A 19,493-nucleotide genomic window follows, 5' to 3' on the forward strand; every position below is an offset into this window, starting at 1 on the left:
CCACCGGAAATGGTGAATTACGTGAGGAGAGAGAAAAGTACGGGGTGCCGGGTGCGGGATTCGAACCCGCAAGCCCTCTCGGGCAGATGTGTTTGAGACATCCGTGTATGCCGTTCCACCAACCCGGCGGGGCCAGTCTGGACAGAGCATACCGGCTGTGTGCGGGTCACCGCTGCTAGGTACCCTCAATCATGCAGTACCCCGCCGGAACTAGGAGCCACGTGAGCACCGCCGACGAGCAGGCGCAGCCGCTTGAGACCGATATGCCCCAGATCACGCGGATTGTGATCGCTGAGGACGAGGCGTTGATCCGTCTTGACCTCAAGGAGATGCTCGAAGAGGAGGGGTACACCGTTGTCGGCGAGGCCGGGGACGGGGCTACGGCGGTGCGGCTTGTGGAGGAGCTGCGGCCGGATCTGGCGATCTTCGATGTGAAGATGCCGGTGCTGGACGGGTTGTCGGCTGCGGAGCAGATCCACGAGAAGCACCTGGCTCCGGTTCTCATGCTGACGGCGTTCTCGCAGCGGGAGCTGGTGGACCGGGCCCGTGACGCGGGGGCGATGGCGTACATCGTGAAGCCGTTCTCCAAGTCGGACCTGGTGCCGGCGATCGAGATGGCGGTGTCGCGGTACACCGAGATGCGGGAGCTGGAGAAGGAGATCGGGGATCTCACCCAGCGCCTGGAGACCCGGAAGCTGGTGGACCGGGCGAAGAGTGTGCTGCAGACGAAGTTCGGGCTGAACGAGCCGGCTGCGTTCCGGTGGATCCAGAAGACGTCGATGGACCGGCGCATGACGATGGCGGCGGTCGCCGAGGCGGTCATCGAAGAGGGCGAGGCCCAGGACCGTAAGAAGGCGGAAGAGGGCAAGTCCGCCGAGTAGGACGGTATGGCGAAGGGCCCGGCAGATCGTTTCTGCCGGGCCCTTCCGCATGAGTGGGATCAGTCCTCGCCGAGGTACGCCTTCCGTACGGACTCGTCGTGCAGCAGGTCCGCGCCCGTTCCGCTGAGGACGATGCGGCCCGTCTCCATCACGTAGCCGCGGTCGGACAGCGACAGTGCCGCCTGGGCGTTCTGTTCGACGAGCAGGATCGTCGTGCCGCTCGCCTTGAGTTCGACGATCGTCGCCATGATCTTCTGCATCATCAGCGGCGACAGGCCCATCGACGGCTCGTCGAGCATCAGCAGCTTGGGCTGGGACATCAGGGCCCGGCCCATCGCGAGCATCTGCTGTTCGCCGCCGGAGAGCGTGCCGGCGGCCTGCTTGCGGCGTTCGCCGAGGATGGGGAACAGGGTGTAGGCCCGTTCCACGTCGGCGGCGATGCCGGCGGTGTCGCTGCGCAGGAAGGCGCCGAGGAGGAGGTTCTCCTCGATGGTCATGCGCGGGAAGATGTGCCGTCCCTCGGGGGAGTGGGCGAGGCCGAGGGAGACGATCTTGTGGGCGGGGACGGTGGCGAGGTCCTGGCCCTCGAAGGTGATCCGTCCGGCGGTGGGCCGGAGCAGGCCGGAGAGGGTGCGCAGGGTGGTGGTCTTGCCGGCGCCGTTGGTGCCGATGAGGGTGGTGACCTCGCCCTGGTTGACGGTGAAGCTGATGCCCTTGACGGCTTCGATCTTGCCGTAGGCGACGCGGAGGTCCTCGACCTCCAGGAGCGCGGTCACTGGGTGTCCTCCGGTGTTGCGGTGGTGCCTTCGAGCGGGGCGCCGAGGTAGGCGGTGATGACGCGTTCGTCGTTCTGGACGGTCTCGCGGTCGCCCTCGACGATCTTCTGGCCCTGGACGAGCACGGCGGTGCGGTCGCAGAGGTTGAAGATGAACCGCATGTCGTGCTCGATGACGAGGATGGAGATGCCCTTGTCGCGGATGGCGAAGACGAGTTCCTCGGCGGCGCGGGTCTCCTGGGGGTTCATGCCGGCGGTGGGTTCGTCGAGCAGGAGGAGACCGGGGTCGGAGGCGAGGGCGCGGGCGATCTCCAGCTTGCGCTGTTCGCCGTAGGGGAGGTTCCGCGCGAGGTGGTCGGCCTTCGCGGCGAGGCCGGTGAAGGCGAGGAGTTCCATGGCGCGTTCGCGGCTCTCGGCTTCGGCGCGGTGGTAGCCGGGGCCGCGGAGGATGGCGGAGAAGATGCCTTCCTTGGTGCGGGTGTGGCGGCCGACGAGGACGTTCTCCAGGACGGTCATGTTGGCGAAGAGCCGGATGTTCTGGAAGGTGCGGGCGATGCCGGCCTGGGTGACGAGGTGGGGTTTGGGCGGCAGGACGGTGCCCCGGTAGCGGACCTGGCCCTCGGTGGGGACGTACAGGCCGGTGAGGCAGTTGAAGAAGGTGGTCTTGCCGGCGCCGTTGGGGCCGATGAGGCCGATGATCTCGCCCTCGCCGACGGTGAGGGAGACGTCGTTGACGGCGGTGAGGCCGCCGAAGCGCATCGTGACGCCGGTGACGTCGAGGATGGGTTCGGTGGTCTTGGGCGTGCCGGCGGGGGGCGTTTCGGTGGTGGTCATCGGGTCGGTCACGCCCCTGCCTTGGTGAGTGCGGTCGGCTCGCCGGTGGGCTGGGCCGGGATGGCGGCCTCGTGGAACTCGAGTTGCTGCCGCCGGTTGGGGATGAGGCCTTCGGGGCGGACGCGCATGAGGACGATGAGGGCGGCGCCGAAGGCGAGGAGCTGGTAGTCGGAGAGGAATTCGAGCTTCTTCGGGATGAGGAAGAGGAGGGTGGCGCCGGCGAGGGGTCCGCTGATGGTGCCCATGCCGCCGAGGATGACGGCGGCGAGGAGGAAGGCGGAGTTGGGCGGGAGGGCCTCGGCGAAGGTGTACTGGTCGGGGGTGACGGTGTAGCTGACGTGGGCCTGGACGGTGCCGGCGAGGCCGGCGAGGCAGGCGCCGAGGGCGAAGGCGAGGAGCTTGAGGCGGAAGCCGTTGATGCCCATGGCCTCGGCGGCGGTCTCGTCCTCGCGGATGGCGACCCAGGCGCGGCCGATGCGGGAGTTGCCGACGCGGGCGAAGACGAGCACGACGAGGGCGGTGACGAGCAGCATCAGCAGGTAGTAGTTGGAGAACCGGCCGAGTTCGACGCCGGCGACGGTGTGGGACTCGCCGAGGTTGAAGCCGAAGATCTCCAGGTCGGGGATCCGCGGGATGCCGTTGGCGCCGTTGGTGACCTTGGGTCCGGTGGTGCCGTTGAGGTTCTGCATGGTGATGCGGAAGATCTCGCCGAAGCCGAGGGTGACGATAGCGAGGTAGTCGCCGCGCAGGCGCAGGGTGGGGGCGCCGATGAGGACGCCGAACACCATGGAGACGGCGGCGCCGGTGAGCATCGCGGCCCAGAACGGGAACTGGACGTGGATGGGCGAGGCGGGGGAGCCGGAGACGAGCGCGGCGGCGTAGGCGCCGACGCCGAGGAAGGCGACGTAGCCGAGGTCGAGCAGGCCGGCGAGGCCGACGACGATGTTGAGGCCGAGCGCGACGGTCGCGAAGATCAGGATGTTGGTGGCGACGGAGGTGTACTGGTCGCTGCTCTGGGTGAACGGGAAGCTGGCGGCGGCGGCGAACGCGGCGCCGGTGGTGACCGGCCGGTGCTTGACGGTCAGCGCGCGCAGCCGGGCGACGAGTCCGGACCTGGTGAGGGCGGCGGCGACGAAGACGGTGAGGAGCAGGTAGCCGGTGAAGAGCTCGCCGTAGTCGGTGTCGACGCCGAAGGTGATCGCGAACAGGCCGATGCCGAAGGCGGCGACGATGATCAGGACCTCGACCCAGGAGGGGAGTTGGCGCGGCGCGGGCAGCGGCCGGTCGATCTTCCCGAGGCGCAGCCAGGTGTTGGCGAGGTGGCCGAGCTGGACGAGCAGGACGGCGCCGGTGGCGATGGCGAGGCCGCCGGCGAGGGCGGTCATGACGGGGGCGACGGGCTTGTCGCCGGGGATGGCGTGGGCGCCGATCCAGGCGATGGGGGCGACGGGGACGAGGATGAACAGTCGCCGGTCGAGGATCTTCAGCGGGACGGCGGTGCGGCGGTCGAGGGGGAGGCCGAGGGCGCCGGCGATGCCGAGGATGCCGCCGGCGGCGAGGACCCAGCCGCCGGGTTCGAGGTTGGCGAGGCCGCCGAGGTCGACGGAGATGGCGCTGACGGCGAACGCGGCGACGGCGAGGGCGCCGGTGGCGGCGTACAGGACGGCGTTGTGGTTGCGGGCGGGGGCGGCCCAGCGGAGGCCGGGGGTGCCGTGGGTGGCGAGGAGGAGGACGAGGGTGAGGAGTCCGGCGACGAGGGCGAGCCACTGGAGGCCGGCGGGGGAGCCGTAGTAGGTGAGGTCGCCGGGGAAGTCGGAGGTCCAGGTCCAGGACATGGCTGCGGAGGCGGTGGTGGCGATGGCGCCGAGGCCGGTGAGGGCTGCGGCGGCGCGGGCCGGGAGGGGGATGACCGGGCTGGTTTCGGTTCTGGTGGTCATGGTGGTCACGCCCTGTCCGCGACGCGCTCGCCGAGCAGGCCCTGGGGCCGGACGAGGAGCACGAGGATGAGGAGTACGAAGGCCCAGACGTCCTTCCAGGCGCCGCCCCCGAAGAGGTGCATGCCGGGCAGGTGCTGGATGTAGCCGGTGGCGAGGCTTTCGGCGAGGCCGAGGGCGACGCCGCCGAGCATGGCGCCGTAGATGTTGCCGATGCCGCCGAGGACGGCGGCGGTGAAGGCCTTGAGGCCGAGGATGAAGCCCATGCGGAAGTCGACCTGGCCGCTGCGCAGTCCGTAGGCGATGGCGGCGACGGCGGCGAACGCGGCGCCGATGGCGAAGGCCATGACGATGATGCGGTCGGTGTCGATGCCCATGAGCTTGGCGGTGTCGGGGTCCTGGCTGGTGGCCTGCATGGCGCGGCCGGAGCGGGTGCGGGTGACGAACCAGCCGAGGGCGAGCATGCAGAGCGGGGCCGCGGCGATGAGGAAGAGGTCGCTGGGCTGGATGGTGACGGAGCCGAAGCTGATGGGGTCGCCGGGGATCTTGGGGAAGACGCGGGCCTTCTTGGCGTCGGGGTAGAAGGAGAAGACGAGCTGCTGGAGGAGGATGGAGAGCCCGATGGCGGTGATGAGGGGCGCGAGGCGGGGCGCGTTGCGCAGGGGCCGGTAGGCGAAGCGTTCGGCGGCGACGGCGGTCAGGGTGGAGACCAGGACGCCGGCGATCAGCATCAGCGGTAGGGCCAGCCACATGGTGGTGCCGCCGGGGAGGGCGAGGTAGGCGGTCAGGGCGCCGAAGCCGCCGACCATGACGATCTCGCCGTGGGCGAAGTTGATGAGCTGGACGATGCCGTAGACCATCGTGTAGCCGATCGCGACGAGCCCGTAGAGGGCTCCGAGGATCAGGCCGTTGGCCAGCTGCTGCGGTAGGTCGTGCACCGCTGGGCCTCCGTTGTGCGTTCGGGTGTCCGCGTGGGGTGGGTGGATGTGGGCGCGCGCGGGGGCACTCGTGGCGCCCCCGCGCGGGTGGTGCTGGTGGGGAAGGTGCCTCGGCTACCGGGCTGGTGGCTCGGGCGTCGGGCCGCCGGCTCGGGCGTCGGGCCGCCGGCTCAGCCGCTGAAGGTGCTCAGCCGGTGAAGGTGCCGCTCTTCGCCACGTCCCACTTGCTGTCCTTGACGGTGTAGACGGTGAGCTGCTTGTTGGTGGTGTCGCCGAACTCGTCGAAGGAGACCTTGCCGGTGACGCCGTCGAAGGAGATCTTCTGGACGGCGTCGACGACGGCGGCGCGGGCGTTGGAGGGGACCTTGCCGCCGTTGGCGTTCACGACGGTCTTGACGGCCTGGATGATGGCCCAGGCGCTGTCGTAGGAGTAGCCGCCGTAGGTCTCGAACGGGTCCTTGTAGCCGGCCGCCTTGTAGTCGGCGATGAACTTGGTGGCGGTGGGGAGCTTCTCGACGTCGCCGCCGACGGCGGTGGCGAAGTCGCCGGCGCTCTTGGGGTTGAGCTTGATGTAGTCGGCGCTCTGCATGCCGTCGCCGCCCATGAGCGGGATGTTGAGGCCGGCCTCCTTGAGCTGGAGGGAGAGCGGGCCGGCGGCCGGGTACTCGCCGCCGTAGTAGACGGCTTCGGCGCCGGAGCTCTTGACCTTGGTGACGATGGCGGCGAAGTCGCGGTCGTCGGGGTTGACGTGCTCCTCGCCGGCGACGGTGCCGCCGAGCTTGGTGAACTCGCCCTTGAAGGTGGCGGCGAGGCCGGCGCCGTAGGTCTTCTGGTCGTCGATGATGAAGACCTTGGACTTCTTCGAGTCGGTGTAGAGGAACTGGGCGGCGAACGGGCCCTGGACGGCGTCGGTGGTGGCGGTGCGGAAGTAGCTCTTGAAGGGGCGCTTCTTCTCGCCGGTGGCCCACTTCTCGCCCTGGGAGAGGGCGACGCCGGTGTTGGCGGGGGAGATCTCGACGAGGTTGGCGTCGTTGAAGATCTGCTGCATCGACTGCGCGACGCTGGAGTTGAGGGGGCCGACGACGCCGAGGACGCTGCTGTCGGCGACCAGCTGGGTGGCGTTCTGCTGGCCGGGGGCCGGCTTGGCGGTGTCGTCGAGGGCCTTGATCGCGAACTTGACCCCGGGGACCTCGTTCGTCTCGTTGGCCTTCTTGACCGCGAGGTCGACCGAGTTCTTGATGCCGATGCCGATGGCGGAGAGGTCGCCGGTGAGCGGGGCGTCGACGCCGATGGTGACGGTGGTGCCGGAGCCGCTGCCGCCGCCGTCGGCGGACTTCTTCTCGCCGCGGGATCCGCACGCACTGAGGCTGAGGGCGGAGATCACGGCAATGCTCACGACAACTGCGGAACGATGACGCACGGGGGTCCCCTTCGGTTCAGAAAGGCGCCGCGCCTTGGGGGGCGGGAGCCGGGGTGCGCGATGGGCCCTGGAGCGTGTCCAGCCCAATCCGGGTGGCGCGGTGACTGGCCGTGACTCTAGGCCCCGTTGGGCGGCTGGGGCAGGGGGTGTAGCGAGGCTGTGATTCTCTTGTTATGAGCACACGTATTATTTGTCTCAGCATGTGGTCGTTCCGACTCGACCAGCCCGGCGATTGCGGGTGTTTACGCGCTGGTAGGGCGATGTAAGGGCCAGAAATGAGGGTTGCTCCTGGCTGCACCGATAATCGAACGCCACTGTCCGATGTACATGTTCCGGGCGTACTCGTCCGGATTGCGGACAAACGAAGGCAGATGAGAGCGCTCCCATGTCCCTTTCGGGGTCCGGAGCGGTCGAATCCTTGGATTTCCTGCCTGTTACGCAGCGTTACAGGTGGGGGGTATCCCGGCTCGTGCCCGGACATGCCGACGCCCCCTCGTCTGAACCAACGCCTGCCCAGTGCGGCAGAAGGTCAAACAAGGGGGCGGACAAGGGATGTGACGGTGCGTCTGCCCTGGCAGGACCCCGTCAGCGGGGGGCGGCGGGCCGTCAGAGGTCGCGCAGCATGCAGGTCAGCCGGCAGCTGGTGATCCGGCGGCCGGTGTCGTCGGTGATCGCGATCTCGTACGTGGCGGCGGTGCGGCCCTTGAACACGGCCGTCGCGACGCCCGTGACCAGCCCGGACGTCGCCGAGCGGTGGTGGGTGGCGTTGAGGTCCACGCCGACCGCGTACCGGCCCGGGCCGGCGTGCAGCATCGCGCCGATCGAGCCCAGCGTCTCCGCCAGCGCCGCCGACGCGCCGCCGTGCAGCAGCCCGTACGGCTGCTGGTTGCCCTCGACCGGCATCGTGCCGACCACCCGGTCGCCCGAGGCCTCGACGATCCGGATGCCGAGCTTCTCGCCGAGGTGGCCGCCGGAGAACGTCTCCGGGTTGACGCCGAGCTTGGCGAAGTGGTCCAGCACCTCCTGCGGGACCTTCAGGACGGGGGTCGCGTCGGGGGCCGCTTCGGTCATGGGGGAACTCCTGCCGCTCGGGGGTCACGTCGTGGTGCTGGCGGTGCTGGTCGTGCTGACCGGGTTCATGGTGCTGCTCGTGCTCGTGGTGCCGGTCGTGCCGACTGTGATCGTACGACCGTCCTACTCGACGGTGGCGACCACGCCCCGCCGCCCGGGGCCGCGCGCCGTCAACCCCGCTCCAGCGCGCCGCACTCCCGTCCGCCGCGCCCCGTTTTGTCGGTGCCGGGCCATAGGATCGGGGACCGGTAGTGGAATCGGCAGGAACGGACGTTGACGTGGCTACGCAGAGTACGGACAAGGGCGCGACGGGTGGCGGCGGGGCCGGCCGGCGGCCCCGGCTGATGCTGCTCGACGGGCACTCGATGGCCTACCGGGCCTTCTACGCCCTGCCCGTGGAGAACTTCAACACCTCCACCGGCCAGCCCACCAACGCGGTCTACGGCTTCGCCTCGATGCTCGCCAACACCGTCCGTGACGAACAGCCCACCCACCTCGCGGTCGCCTTCGACCTCTCCCGCCAGACGTTCCGCTCCGTCGAGTTCCCCGACTACAAGGCCAACCGCGCCAAGACGCCGGACGAGTTCCGCAGCCAGATCGGCCTGATCGGCGAGCTGCTCGACGCCATGAACGTCCCGCGGCTGACGGTCGAGGGCTTCGAGGCCGACGACATCATCGCCACCCTGGCCACCGCCGCCGAGGCGGCCGGCTTCGACGTCGACATCGTCACCGGCGACCGGGACTCCCTCCAGCTGGTCACCGAGCACGTCACCGTCCTCTATCCGACCAAGGGCGTCTCCGAACTCACCCGCTACACCCCGGAGAAGGTCGCCGAGAAGTACGGCGTCACCCCGCGCCAGTACCCCGACCTCGCCGCCCTGCGCGGCGACCCGTCCGACAACCTGCCCGGCATCCCCGGCGTCGGCGAGAAGACCGCCGCCAAGTGGGTCAACCAGTTCGGCTCCTTCGACGAACTCGTCTCCCGCGCGGACGAGGTGAAGGGCAAGATCGGCGAGAAGCTGCGCGAGCACCTCGACTCCGTCAAGCGCAACCGCGTCCTCACCGAGCTCGTCCGCGACGTCGAACTCCCGCTCGGCGTGCCCGACCTGGCCCGCGCCTCCTTCGACAAGGCCGCCGTCGGCACCCTGATGGAGTCGCTGGAGTTCCGCAACGCCAACTTCCGCGACCGCGTCTTCGGCATCGACCCGGCCGGCAGCGAGGAGGAGGCCGCCGAACTCGCCCCCGGCGTCGAGGTCGACGGCGAACTGCTCACCGACGCGGGCACGCTGGCCGCCTGGCTGCGCGAGCACGCCGCCGACGCCAAGACCACCGTCGCCCTCGCCGCCGTCTACCAGTGGGCGCTCGGCACCGGCGAGGTCACCGAAGTCGCCCTCGCCACGGGGGAGACGGCCGCCTGGTTCGACCCGGCCCTCCTCGCCGAGGAGGACGAGCGGGCCTTCGCCGCCTGGCTCGCCGACCCGGCCGCCCCCAAGGCCCTGCACATCGCCAAGCAGGTCATGCGCGCCTTCGCCGAGCGCGGCTGGACGATCGAGGGCGTCGTCGCCGACACCGCCCTCGCCGCCTACCTGGAGAAGCCCGGCCGCCGCACCTTCACCCTGGAGGTGCTCGCCGAGGAGTACCTGGCCCGCTCGCTCACCCCCGCCGCCCCGGCGGCCGAGAGCGGCCAGCTCTCCTTCGACGCCCCCGAGGAGACCGACGGCATCGACGCCGAGGCGGCCCGCGCCCAGGCCCTCATGCTCCAGGCCCGCGCCGTCCTCGACCTCGCCGCCCTCTTCGACACCCGCCTCGCCGAGGTCGGCGCCGTCGAGCTCATGCACGACATGGAACTGCCCATCGCCGCCCTGCTCGCCCGCATGGAGCGCTACGGCATCGCCGCCGACCGCCCCTGGCTCACCACGCTGGAGACGCGGTTCGCCGCCGAGATCCAGCGCTGCGTCGAGGAGGCGCACGCCGCCGCCGGACACGAGTTCAACCTCGGCTCGCCCAAGCAGCTCCAGGAGATCCTCTTCGGCGAGCTCGCCCTCCCCAAGACCAAGAAGATCAAGACCGGCTACACCACCGACGCCGACGCCCTGACCTGGCTCGCCACCCAGACCGACAACGAACTGCCGGTCATCCTGCTGCGCCACCGCGACCAGGCCAAGCTGCGCACCACCGTCGAGGGCCTGCTCAAGACCGTCTCGCCCAAGGGCCGCATCCACACCACCTTCAACCAGATGGTGGCCGCCACCGGCCGGCTCTCCTCGCAGGACCCGAACCTGCAGAACATCCCCGTCCGCACGGAGGAGGGGCGCGCCATCCGCCGCGCCTTCATCGTCGGCGAGGGCTACGAGTCGCTGCTCACCGCGGACTACTCCCAGATCGAACTGCGCATCATGGCCCACCTGTCCGAGGACGAGGCCCTGATCGAGGCCTTCGCCTCCGGCGAGGACCTCCACACCACCGTCGCCTCCCAGGTCTTCGAGGTCCCGGGCGACGCGGTGGACGCCGAGATGCGCCGCAAGATCAAGGCGATGTCCTACGGCCTCGCCTACGGCCTGTCCGCGTACGGGCTCTCGCAGCAGCTCGGCATCAAGCCGGCCGAGGCGCAGGGCCTGATGGACACCTACTTCGAGCGCTTCGGCGGCGTGCGCGACTACCTGCGCCGCGTCGTCGACGAGGCCCGCGCCACCGGCTACACCGAGACCCTCCTCGGCCGCCGCCGCTACCTGCCCGACCTCAACAGCGACAACCGCCAGCGCCGCGAGATGGCCGAGCGGATGGCCCTCAACGCCCCGATCCAGGGCTCGGCCGCGGACATCGTCAAGATCGCCATGCTGCGCGTCGACGACGCCCTGCGCGAGGCCGGCCTCACCTCCCGGATGCTGCTCCAGGTCCACGACGAAATCGTGCTGGAGCTGGCCCCCGGCGAGCGCGAGCAGGTCGAGGCCATCGTCCGCGAGCAGATGGCCGGCGCCTACCCGCTTCGAGCCCCGCTCGACGTCTCCGTCGGCATCGGCGCCAACTGGGAGGCGGCGGCGCACTGATGGCCCGTCAGGGAGTCGTGGGCGCAGACCTGTTCCGGTCCACGTCCACGACTCCTACGCTTGGTCCATGGTGGCGCGGCTGACTTTGCGGGCAGGGCCGGAGTCGACGGACCTCGTCTTCGCCGAGGGCGGCGGGACCAGGGCCGAGGCACTCCGGGCCGGACTGCGGGCCGCCTCCTCGGGCATCGTCGCGCCGCTGGTCCTGGCCGGGTTCTCGGCCCTGCTCGCGATCGTGATGATCGTGGCCGGGGCCGACCTCGGCACGATCCTGATGGCCCTCGGGTTCATCGCGGCCGGGGAGGTCGCCCTGTTCGTGCCGCTGGCCGCGCACGCCGAGGTGACGACCGTGCGTCGGGTGGAATTCGCGCCGCCCGCCGCACCCGAGCGGATGCGGTTCGTCCGCGCCGGGCGCCCCGACCCCTGGGTGCCGGTGGCGCACCTCGGCCGGATCGTGATCGCCCACCGGATGACCGAGCCGTACGAGGGCGACAGGCAGCCCGCCGAGCACACGTACACACTGCGCATGGTCATGCGGCACAACGAGCAGGCCCCCTACGGCGGCCCTTATCCGGAGGACCCCCGGGAGCTGGCCGAGGCGCTGCGGGAGCTGCTGGCGCCCGCCGGCGTCCGGATCGAGGCCGAGACCACCCGCAGCGTCCGGCCGAAGCTCCCGCCGCCCGGATCCGGATCCGAACCCGGACCCGGAAACAGCCGCAGCTCGCGCTGGACGAGCGGCGGTTCGGCGTCCGCCAACTCCGGGGGTGGCTGAGGGCGCGGCGCAGAGTAGGTACCGGCGGGCCGGGGGGTGTCCAACACCTGGACTCCATCCAGGGTGCCGACATACCGTCGGAAACCGGGCGTGTTCGATGCGGGTAGCATGCCGTCAACGTCTCGTCAGATGCCGGGAGTTGGCGTATGAGCACACTGGTGGTGGGGTCGCGGGCCAGTCACCTGGCGCGGGCCCAGGTCAGGGAGTTCCTGGCGCCGCTGCGGGAGCACTTCCCCGATGTGGTCTTCCGCCATCGGGTGATCACGGAGGCCGGTGACCAGGACCGCAGGTCGGCCCTCCGGGAGGTGTCGGAGCGCGGTGGCGGCTCGGCGTTCTCCGTGAACCAGGTGAACGCGCTGGTGTCCGGCGAGGTCGACGTGATCGTGCACTCGCTCAAGGACCTGCCGACCGCGAACCCGCCCGGCCTGATCCTCCTGCCCCCGCCCACCCGCGCCGACGTGCACGACGCGCTGTGCGGCTCGACGCTGGCCGGCCTCCCGCACGGCGGCAGGATCGGCACCTCGGCGTCGCGCCGGATCGCCCAGCTGCTGCACGTCCGCCCGGACCTGGTGCCGGTGGAGATCCGAGGGAACGTCCCGACCAGGCTCGGCAAGCTCAGGACGCCGCAGGTGGACGCGGTAGTCCTGGCCGCCGCCGGGATCAAACGGCTCGGCCGCGACGAGGAGATCGGCGAGATCCTCCCGATCGGGCTGTTCCCGCCGTCGCCCGGCCAGGGCGCCCTGGGCATCCAGATCCGCGAGGACAACGAACTGGCCCACGAGATCCTGGCCGGTTCCGGTGACCCGGTGACCGACGCGGAGGTCCGGGCCGAGCGGGCGATGCTGGCCGAGCTCCACGGCGGCTGCTCGGTGCCGGTCGGCGCGTACGGCAAGGCCGACGGCGACGTGCTGACCCTGCACGGGCAGGTGACCTCCGTGGACGGCAGCCGCCAGGTGGAGGCCCGTCTCTCCGGCCCGCTGGACGAACCGGAGAAGCTGGGCATGCAGGTGGCCGGCCTCCTGCTCGACCAGGGCGCGGAGGCGATCCTGGCGGAGGCCCGGCCCGCGGCTTGACCGCACACGCGAGCCGGATCCACGGCGGCGCAGACGGTGATCCGGTCCATCTTCCGAGTGCGACCAGCCCTGCCGTGATACCCGGCGTTAACGCCGGGGACGTGGGGATGTGATGCGCGGCCAGCAGAATCCACCGCACGCCCGTCGAAGCGGAAGAGAGTTTCCGCTGTGCGGAATTCCTTCGGAAGGGGATTCGCATGACCGAAGCATCCGTGCCCGCCCAGAACCGGGCCGTGACCGTGCTGCTGTCGCCGTTCGTCCAGGTCATCGTGGCCATCGGGCTCGGAATCGCGGTGGGAAGCCTGTGGCCGGGCAGCGCTCACGACCTCAAGCTGATCGGCGACGGCTTCCTCAACGCGATCAGGGCCGTCATCTCGCCGCTGGTCTTCTGCGTCGTGGTGCTGGGGATCGCCAAGGCCGGCGACATCAAGGCCGTCGGACGGATCGGCGTCAAAGCACTGATCTGGTTCGAGGTCGTCAGCACGATCGCGCTGCTGGTCGGCCTGGCCGCCGCCAACCTCGTCGAACCCGGGCACGGTTTCGCCGACGGGCATCCGAAGCTCGACGCCGCGGCCGTGGACAAGAAGACCGCCGGCGCTCAACTGCCGGGCTTCGCGGGCTTCCTGCTGAGCATGGTGCCGACCAGCGCGGTCGGGGCCTTCGCCAACAACCAGGTGCTGCAAGTGCTGTTGCTGGCCGTACTCTGCGGGACGGCGATCGCACACCTGGGGCACACCCGCGCCCCGCTGGTCCTGGAACTGGTCGACCAGGCCGGCCAGGTGATCTTCCGGGTCGTCGGGTACCTGATGAAGCTCGCGCCCCTCGCCGCGTTCGGCTCCGCCGCATATCTGGTCGGCCAGTACGGGATGTCGGTGCTCTCCTCGTACGGCGCGCTGGTCGCATGCTGCTACGGGGCGGCACTGCTGTTCGCGGTGGGCCTGGCCGTGCTGCTCAAGGTGTTCACCGGGCTCAGCCTGTGGCGCTTCCTCGCCTACACCCGGTCCGAGTTCTCGCTCGCGGTGGCAACGGCGTCCAGCGAGGTCGTGATGCCGAGGATGATGCAGAAGCTGCGCGACGCGGGCGCCGGCGAGGCACCGACCGGGCTGGTGCTGCCGACCGGCTACTCGTTCAACCTCGACGGGGCGTCGATCTACCTCTCCGTGGCCACACTGTTCATGGCGCAGGCGCTCGACGTGCACCTGTCCCTGGGCCAGCAGGTCACGATCGTGCTGATGCTCATGCTCACCAGCAAGGGCATGGCCGGCATCCCGGGCTCCGCGTTCCTGGCCCTGTCGGCGACCGCCGCCGCCGTGAACGCCTTCCCGCCGGGCGCAGTGGCACTGCTGCTCGCGGCGGACCGCCTGATGGACACCATGCGCGTGGTCACCAATCTGCTGGGCAACTGCGTCGCCACCTTCGTCGTGGCCCGCTGGGAGGGGATGCTGGACATCGGCCGCGCCAAGGCCGTACTCGCCGGCAAGCCTGTACCGGCCCCCGCGGAGCAGCGCGCGCCCGTCCCTCTGACTGCGGTCGACTGAGTACCGCCGGAAACGGGAGAGCGCTGGGTGGCGGCCCGCACACTCGTCCTCTATCGGGTGAACTTGCCTACGGCATCGCATAGTTCCAGCGTCAAGGGCAGGACGTGACGGCTGCGGTGACCTGCTATGGTCCGCCCTGTTCGGCCGCCGCTTCCTGGCCCGAACGGATGGGGAGTCCTCCTGTGACCAGCGATGCCGTCGACCGTCTCCCGACGCGGGCCTTCCGGCTGATCGTGACGGGCGGTGGAACCGGCGGGCACACCTATCCGGCGCTCACCGCGGTGCGTACAGTACGGGCGAGACTCGCCGCTGCCGGCCGGGCGTTGGACGTCCTGTGGGTTGGCACGGCGGACAGCTTGGAGTCCCGGGTCGCGGCGGGTGAGGGGATCGAGTTCGCGGCGGTCGCCACTCGCGGGACGGGCGGCGCGCATCGCGGTGTCCTCCGAGTCGACGCTGCCGCTGCTGCCCGAGGCGGCCCGCTCGATCGCGGTCGTCACCGGCAATCCGGTACGGCCCGAGGTGCTGACCGGTCATGCGGACAAGGCGATCCAGGCCCTCGGGCTGCACGGATTCCGCCGGGATCTGCCGACCGTGTACGTCACGGGCGGTGCGCAGGGCTCGGAGCAGATCAACGGACTGGTGGCAGAGGTTCTGCCCTGGCTGCTGACCAGCGCCAACGTGATCCACCAGTGCGGCCCGGCTCATGTCGATGCTCTGCGTCAGCACGTTGCCTCCCTCCCCGCAGAGCTTGCGGCGCGGTACTTCCTCACCGCCTTCGTCGGCCCCGAACTGCCGGACGTCCTCGCCCTCGCCGACGTGGTGATCTCCCGCAGCGGGGCCGGAACCATCGCGGAGCTGACCGCGCTCGGCAAGGCCGCCGTCCTGATCCCCCTCGCCTCGTCGGCGGGCGACGAGCAGGCCCACAACGCCCGCCACCTGCACGAGGCGGGCGCGGCGATCGCCCTCCTCGGCGAGACGACCGGGCAGACCCTCGGCTCTGCCCTGGAACCGCTGCTCCGCGACCCCGCCCTGCGGGCCGGCATCGCGGCGCGCGCCCGCTCCCACGGCCGCCCGGACGCCGGCAAGCGGCTGGTCGACGTCCTGTTGGCCGCCGCGGCGGGCCATGGTTCCCAGAACTGACTCGGCGGGCGCACAGGAAGTCGGCGTGGCCGACTTCCTGTGCACGCGGGGCCTGGACGCTGAACGGCGAGTGGGCGAGGCGGACGGCCTCGTCGACCTGGGCCCGGTCGTAGCCGCGACGAATGATCTCGACGTGCGGGTCGGCGGGGCGTCGGTGCGGCGACAGGTCGGCCGAGTGGTCCGGCCCGGAGGTGGCACAGTCGGTGCGCAGGGAATTGGCCCGTGCGATGGGTCAATTCCGCACTACGGTAGGCATCATGACAGCGAGATCCACTTCGACCGACCAGCCCGTCTCCCTGGCCGAGGCGCCGACGTGCCAGGCCCGCAACTCCGCCGCCTTCTGGACCGCGACCGGCCGAAGCCGGGGGCACGAGGTGATCCGGCGCCGCGGGTTCGTCGCGGTCGACGGCGACGAGCGCGCGGGCCTGCGGATCCTGATCCAGGAGCCCGACCTCGACCCGGGCGAACTGGCCGAGGTGAGCGAGCTGACCCGCCGGGCCGCGGGCCCGGTGACCACCGAGGATCCGTTCAGCTCGACCGACCTGAGCCACCTGGGCATGCGCAACTGGCAGATGCCGATCATGCTGCGCCGGCCCGCGCCCGTCGGCGAACCGGCGTCGGACGTGATCCGGGTGCGGCGGCCCGAGGACCTCCAGGCGGCCGAGCGGGTCGTGATCGACGGCTTCGAGCTGGACGGATTCGAGCCCTACCGCCCCGGCGAGCTCTTCCCGCCGGCGCTGATCGAACAGCCGGGCGTGGATGTGTTCGTCGCCTCGCTCGACGGCGCGGCCGCGGGGGCCTGCGTCAGTGTCGTGGCGGACGGCGTCGGCAGCCACTACTGGGTCGGTACCGCGTCCGCGTTCCGGTCGCGTGGCGCGGGCCGGGCCGTCATGCTCGGCGCCCTCGCCCACATGGCGGATCTGCCGGCGACCCTCACCGCGTCGAAGCTGGGCAGGCCGCTGTACGAGTCGCTGGGTTATGCGGTCGCTACGCCCTCGACCTGGTGGGCTTCCCCTCGCCTGACCGCGTAGCGGTGAAGCCCTCGCGGGCCCGCACTGTGGCTTGGGTGGCGTGGTTGCGGCAGCGGGTGAGGGCGGGCCCGATGCGGGGGTCGGGGTTGGGGGTGGCGGTGAGGAGTTCGCCGGTAGTGGGGCGGGGGTGGGTGGCGGCGGGCGAGGACGGCGTAGGCCTCGGCGGGGGTGGAGCCGGTTTCGAACAGGTGCCGGGCGGTGAGGGAGAGTCGCATGGGGTCCTGTTTCAGACGGCGAGGGCAGGGGCGATGAGGGCCCAGACAAACTTGCCGATGCCGCCCACGCGGGGGCAGCAACCCCAGTGCACCGCAAGCTCGTTGACGAGGAACAGGCCGCGCCCGTGCTCGTCGTCCGGGGAGGTGGCGCGCAGGGACGGGCGGCCGCTTCCGGCGTCGTGGACCTCGATGAGGCGGTCGGCGGGCGCGTCGGAGTGCTGGACGGCGTTGGCGAAGAGTTCGCCCCCTTCAGGGCTCCTATCCTCCTGCACATGAGTAACAGCGCCGGGAAGTCCCAGTCAACGCCGCTCCACTCGGTGTCCGTCGCCGGGGTGGTGGTGCGCACCAAGCGTCCGGACACACGACGGCCGACACCTGCTGTGACAATGTGACCGACGTCGGCCTTCCGGAAGCGGCTGGGCTCGTTCCTGCGCCGGCCGGTGGAGTGGTCGGACCACTGCGTCCTTGGGTGCCTGCGAAGTGTGAGCGGGCTCAAGCCGGACGGTACCCCGTCATCCCACGCCAGGGACCGGAACAGTTCGACCGGTCACTCGCGTTGACGGTCGTTCAGGGTGCTGCCGGGACGCCAAGCAGGGCTGCGATGCGAGCTGCGGTGCCGGGCTGGCCGTCTGCTAGGACGGTGGTGATGCCGAGTGCTTCAGCCGGGGGCAGGTTCCTGGGGTGGTCGTCCACGAACACGCACGCTTCGCCGGGCAGCCCGAGCCGGTCCAGGGTGAGCTGGTAGATCGCCGGGTCGGGCTTGGCGATGCCCTCCCGTTCGGAGATCACCGTCACGTCGAACAGCTCCCATACGCCCAGGGCCTCGTACGGGTCGTACGGGTCGAGGCCGAAGGAGTTGGACAGCAGCGCGACCGTCAGGCCGGCCTGACGTGCCGAGCGGGCGAGCGTGATCATGTCGTCGGCGGGTCGGACGCCCGTCCATGCCCGGCCCATCAGGTTCTCGTGCTCCGGCACGCCGAGGACGGGGGCCACGCGCCGGTTCCACTCCGCCTGGCTCAGTCGTCCGGCTTCGAGTTCGGTGTACAGGCGGCTGGCTTCCGGGTCGTGGTTGAGCGTGCGCCGCCATGCCTCGGCGTCGAGGCCCTGCGCGAGGCACCACGCGCGGAGTGCGGACCCGGCGTCGGCGGTCAGGACGCCGACGAAGTCCAGGATCAGGGCTGAGAACGGGCGTTCGGCTGCGGGGAAGTGAGTGGCGCTCGGGGTGGTCAGTGCCATGGCGGGTGTCGTCCTCCGGTGTCGTGGCCTCTCCAGGACCGTACCCGCTGGGCGTTGGTGAGACGGGTGGGCGCTTCTGTCGTCAGGTCCTTCGGCTAGGAGCTGTCCGGCCGATCATGCGCGACGCCGGACGCGGTGCCCTGGTCGAGCGTCACGGGGGCGGCGTGACACAGCTGCTCACGCCGGGTCCGGCAGATTCATCCGCGCGAGCTTGGCCGGGTCGACCACGGCGCCGATGGCGGTGATGCGGCCGTCTGTGACGGTGAACGCGAGGACGGAGAGAGGGGTCCCGTCCTCGCGCCAGGAGATAACTCCGGGAAGGCCGCCCACGAGGGCTGCCCGGCCCTGGGTGGCCGCGCTGGCGGCCAGCTGCGCGCCGGCGGCGACCTTGGTGGCGCCGAGGGTGACGACCAAGCCGCCGGGGGTGTCGACGGTGAGCCGCACCTCGGGGTCGAGCACGCGTAGCAGGCCCTCGAAGTCTCCACCGCGGGCGGCCGCCAGGAAGGCGGAAACCACTTGGCGCTGCTTCCGGTGTGCGCTGGCCGGCTGCTCGGTTGCCTGGACCTTTCTGCGGGCGCGGCTGGCGAGCATCTTGGCGGCGTCGGTGGACTTGCCGAGGATGCGGCCGATCTCGTCGAAGGGCACCGCGAACAGGTCGTGCAGCACGAACGCCAGCCGCTCGCTGGGCCGAAGCGATTCGAGGACGACGAGGAGCGCGAGTCCGACCGAGTCGGCGAGCACCGCGTCGTCGTCCGGGGCGGGAGCGTCGTCGAGCGTCACCACGAGATCGGGCAGACGGTCGTCCAGGGATGCCTCGGGGCGGGCCGCGCGCGACCGGAGGATGTCGAGGCTGATCCGGCCGACCACGGTGGTGAGCCAGCCGCCGAGGTTTTCGATGGTGGTCGTGTCCTGGCGGGAGAGCCGCAGCCAGGCTTCCTGGACCACGTCCTCGGCGTCGGCGTGCGATCCGAGCACGCGGTGGGCGACCGCACGCAGCCGGTCGCGCTGGGCTTCGAACGCCTGGGCCACCAGGTCCGCCGAGCCGGTCTCGAACATGTTGTTACCTTCCCTGAATCCGCTCCGTCATGAGGGATGACGGGCCCGACGGGGCTCAGGTAACAGCTGAAGGAGCACCATGCTGACGAACATCATGTACGTGACGCTCTATGTCACCGATCAGGAGCGCGCGCTGAGGTTCTACACGGACCAGCTCGGCCTGGAGAAGCGCGTCGACTACCCGGGGCCTGACGGACGCTTCCTCACCATAGGCGTCCCCGGCAGCCCGCTCGAAATCATCCTCTGGCCTCACGCCGCGGCCGCTGGGCAGCTGGCCGAGCTTCAGCCCGGCACCACACCCGGCCCGGTCTTCCTCGAGTCGGACGACCTGCGCGCAGACTTCGAGGTGCTCCGTGAGCGCGGTGTGACGTTCGACCAGCCCGAACCGGAGGACTACGGGTACGGCGTTCGCATCGAGGCAGTGGACCCCGACGGCAACCGGATCTCGCTGCGCCAGCGCGCCGCCTGGCAGAGCCGTGGCGATGGCTGACCGTTCGTAGACCCGGCGTGGCTGGCGCCGTCCGGCGCCAGCCAC

Annotated in this window: 16 protein-coding genes, 1 tRNA gene and 1 pseudogene; 8 read left to right on the forward strand and 10 right to left on the reverse strand. The window is 70.6% G+C overall.

The genetic code is table 11. The features are described from left to right. Window positions 1-45: 45 nt before the first annotated feature. A tRNA-Leu gene (locus AB0O00_RS01060) sits at window positions 46-128 on the reverse strand. A gap of 135 nt (window positions 129-263) precedes the next feature. On the opposite strand from AB0O00_RS01060, the gene AB0O00_RS01065 reads away from it, so the two are divergent. Then, the gene (locus AB0O00_RS01065; protein ID WP_363647765.1) at window positions 264-881 is read left to right on the forward strand and encodes a response regulator; all 618 of its coding nucleotides are present in this window, start codon (window positions 264-266) and stop codon (window positions 879-881) included. Between the two features lie 59 nt (window positions 882-940). Here AB0O00_RS01065 and AB0O00_RS01070 read toward each other — a convergent pair whose 3' ends face one another. The 6 genes from AB0O00_RS01070 to AB0O00_RS01095 form a co-directional block, all read right to left on the reverse strand. Next, entirely contained in the window at window positions 941-1,657 is a 717-nt protein-coding gene (locus tag AB0O00_RS01070) for an ABC transporter ATP-binding protein (protein WP_363647737.1), read from the reverse strand. After that, complete coding sequence (locus AB0O00_RS01075) at window positions 1,654-2,490, reverse strand: ABC transporter ATP-binding protein (RefSeq protein ID WP_363647767.1); 837 nt, start codon at window positions 2,488-2,490, stop codon at window positions 1,654-1,656. Before AB0O00_RS01075 ends, AB0O00_RS01070 begins: the two co-directional genes overlap by 4 nt. An 8-nt stretch (window positions 2,491-2,498) precedes the next feature. Next, window positions 2,499-4,427, reverse strand: a complete 1,929-nt coding sequence (locus tag AB0O00_RS01080; RefSeq protein WP_363647739.1) for a branched-chain amino acid ABC transporter permease — start codon at window positions 4,425-4,427, stop codon at window positions 2,499-2,501. Window positions 4,428-4,432: 5 nt separating this feature from the next. Then, window positions 4,433-5,362: a branched-chain amino acid ABC transporter permease gene (locus AB0O00_RS01085; protein WP_363647741.1), complete on the reverse strand. Its 930-nt coding sequence runs from the start codon at window positions 5,360-5,362 to the stop codon at window positions 4,433-4,435. Between the two features lie 187 nt (window positions 5,363-5,549). Then, window positions 5,550-6,782, reverse strand: coding sequence for a branched-chain amino acid ABC transporter substrate-binding protein (locus AB0O00_RS01090; protein WP_363647743.1), 1,233 nt, complete (start codon window positions 6,780-6,782; stop codon window positions 5,550-5,552). Window positions 6,783-7,388: 606 nt separating this feature from the next. After that, window positions 7,389-7,853, reverse strand: coding sequence for a hotdog fold thioesterase (locus AB0O00_RS01095; protein ID WP_363647745.1), 465 nt, complete (start codon window positions 7,851-7,853; stop codon window positions 7,389-7,391). A 344-nt stretch (window positions 7,854-8,197) separates the two neighbouring features. On the opposite strand from AB0O00_RS01095, the gene polA reads away from it, so the two are divergent. The 6 genes and pseudogenes from polA to AB0O00_RS01125 all read left to right on the forward strand — a co-directional run bounded on the left by polA (window position 8,198) and on the right by AB0O00_RS01125 (window position 16,451). Beyond that, a complete protein-coding gene (polA, locus tag AB0O00_RS01100) occupies window positions 8,198-10,900 on the forward strand; it encodes a DNA polymerase I (RefSeq protein ID WP_363647769.1) in 2,703 nt (900 codons plus the stop codon). Between the two features lie 67 nt (window positions 10,901-10,967). Continuing rightward, window positions 10,968-11,669 carry a hypothetical protein gene (locus tag AB0O00_RS01105; RefSeq protein WP_363647747.1) on the forward strand — a complete coding sequence of 234 codons (702 nt, stop codon included), beginning with the start codon at window positions 10,968-10,970 and terminating at the stop codon, window positions 11,667-11,669. 146 nt (window positions 11,670-11,815) lie between these two features. Beyond that, the gene (hemC, locus tag AB0O00_RS01110; protein WP_363647749.1) at window positions 11,816-12,742 is read left to right on the forward strand and encodes a hydroxymethylbilane synthase; all 927 of its coding nucleotides are present in this window, start codon (window positions 11,816-11,818) and stop codon (window positions 12,740-12,742) included. A gap of 197 nt (window positions 12,743-12,939) precedes the next feature. After that, window positions 12,940-14,280 carry a cation:dicarboxylase symporter family transporter gene (locus tag AB0O00_RS01115; protein WP_363647751.1) on the forward strand — a complete coding sequence of 447 codons (1,341 nt, stop codon included), beginning with the start codon at window positions 12,940-12,942 and terminating at the stop codon, window positions 14,278-14,280. Between the two features lie 167 nt (window positions 14,281-14,447). Beyond that, window positions 14,448-15,420 (forward strand): annotated as a pseudogene (locus AB0O00_RS01120) (glycosyltransferase). Window positions 15,421-15,677: 257 nt separating this feature from the next. Further along, window positions 15,678-16,451 carry a GNAT family N-acetyltransferase gene (locus AB0O00_RS01125; protein ID WP_363647753.1) on the forward strand — a complete coding sequence of 258 codons (774 nt, stop codon included), beginning with the start codon at window positions 15,678-15,680 and terminating at the stop codon, window positions 16,449-16,451. A 226-nt stretch (window positions 16,452-16,677) separates the two neighbouring features. Here the strand turns inward: AB0O00_RS01125 and AB0O00_RS01130 are convergent, their stop codons facing one another. The 3 genes from AB0O00_RS01130 to AB0O00_RS01140 all read right to left on the reverse strand — a co-directional run bounded on the left by AB0O00_RS01130 (window position 16,678) and on the right by AB0O00_RS01140 (window position 18,958). Continuing rightward, a complete protein-coding gene (locus AB0O00_RS01130) occupies window positions 16,678-16,938 on the reverse strand; it encodes an ATP-binding protein (RefSeq protein WP_363647755.1) in 261 nt (86 codons plus the stop codon). Window positions 16,939-17,233: 295 nt separating this feature from the next. Then, window positions 17,234-17,902, reverse strand: coding sequence for an HAD family phosphatase (locus AB0O00_RS01135; RefSeq protein ID WP_363647757.1), 669 nt, complete (start codon window positions 17,900-17,902; stop codon window positions 17,234-17,236). Between the two features lie 177 nt (window positions 17,903-18,079). Continuing rightward, window positions 18,080-18,958 carry a sigma-70 family RNA polymerase sigma factor gene (locus tag AB0O00_RS01140; protein WP_363647759.1) on the reverse strand — a complete coding sequence of 293 codons (879 nt, stop codon included), beginning with the start codon at window positions 18,956-18,958 and terminating at the stop codon, window positions 18,080-18,082. 79 nt (window positions 18,959-19,037) lie between these two features. Here AB0O00_RS01140 and AB0O00_RS01145 point away from each other — a divergent pair, with 79 nt between their 5' ends. Continuing rightward, on the forward strand, window positions 19,038-19,448 hold the full coding sequence (locus AB0O00_RS01145) for a VOC family protein (protein WP_363647761.1): 411 nt from the start codon (window positions 19,038-19,040) through the stop codon (window positions 19,446-19,448). The last annotated feature ends 45 nt before the right edge of the window (window positions 19,449-19,493 follow it).

This window comes from Kitasatospora sp. NPDC093558 (genome assembly GCF_040683475.1).
In the GTDB taxonomy this organism is placed as follows: domain Bacteria; phylum Actinomycetota; class Actinomycetes; order Streptomycetales; family Streptomycetaceae; genus Kitasatospora.

What these genes read in the sequence shown, in the direction of transcription:
- AB0O00_RS01065 (WP_363647765.1), top strand. Translation starts at nt 264, where the DNA reads ATGCCCCAGATCACGCGGATTGTGATCGCTGAGGACGAGGCGTTGATC.
- AB0O00_RS01075 (WP_363647767.1), bottom strand. Translation starts at nt 2,490, where the DNA reads ATGACCACCACCGAAACGCCCCCCGCCGGCACGCCCAAGACCACCGAA.
- AB0O00_RS01080 (WP_363647739.1), bottom strand. Translation starts at nt 4,427, where the DNA reads ATGACCACCAGAACCGAAACCAGCCCGGTCATCCCCCTCCCGGCCCGC.
- AB0O00_RS01095 (WP_363647745.1), bottom strand. Translation starts at nt 7,853, where the DNA reads ATGACCGAAGCGGCCCCCGACGCGACCCCCGTCCTGAAGGTCCCGCAG.
- polA (WP_363647769.1), top strand. Translation starts at nt 8,198, where the DNA reads ATGCTGCTCGACGGGCACTCGATGGCCTACCGGGCCTTCTACGCCCTG.
- AB0O00_RS01105 (WP_363647747.1), top strand. Translation starts at nt 10,968, where the DNA reads ATGGTGGCGCGGCTGACTTTGCGGGCAGGGCCGGAGTCGACGGACCTC.
- hemC (WP_363647749.1), top strand. Translation starts at nt 11,816, where the DNA reads ATGAGCACACTGGTGGTGGGGTCGCGGGCCAGTCACCTGGCGCGGGCC.
- AB0O00_RS01115 (WP_363647751.1), top strand. Translation starts at nt 12,940, where the DNA reads ATGACCGAAGCATCCGTGCCCGCCCAGAACCGGGCCGTGACCGTGCTG.
- AB0O00_RS01125 (WP_363647753.1), top strand. Translation starts at nt 15,678, where the DNA reads ATGACAGCGAGATCCACTTCGACCGACCAGCCCGTCTCCCTGGCCGAG.
- AB0O00_RS01135 (WP_363647757.1), bottom strand. Translation starts at nt 17,902, where the DNA reads ATGGCACTGACCACCCCGAGCGCCACTCACTTCCCCGCAGCCGAACGC.
- AB0O00_RS01140 (WP_363647759.1), bottom strand. Translation starts at nt 18,958, where the DNA reads ATGTTCGAGACCGGCTCGGCGGACCTGGTGGCCCAGGCGTTCGAAGCC.
- AB0O00_RS01145 (WP_363647761.1), top strand. Translation starts at nt 19,038, where the DNA reads ATGCTGACGAACATCATGTACGTGACGCTCTATGTCACCGATCAGGAG.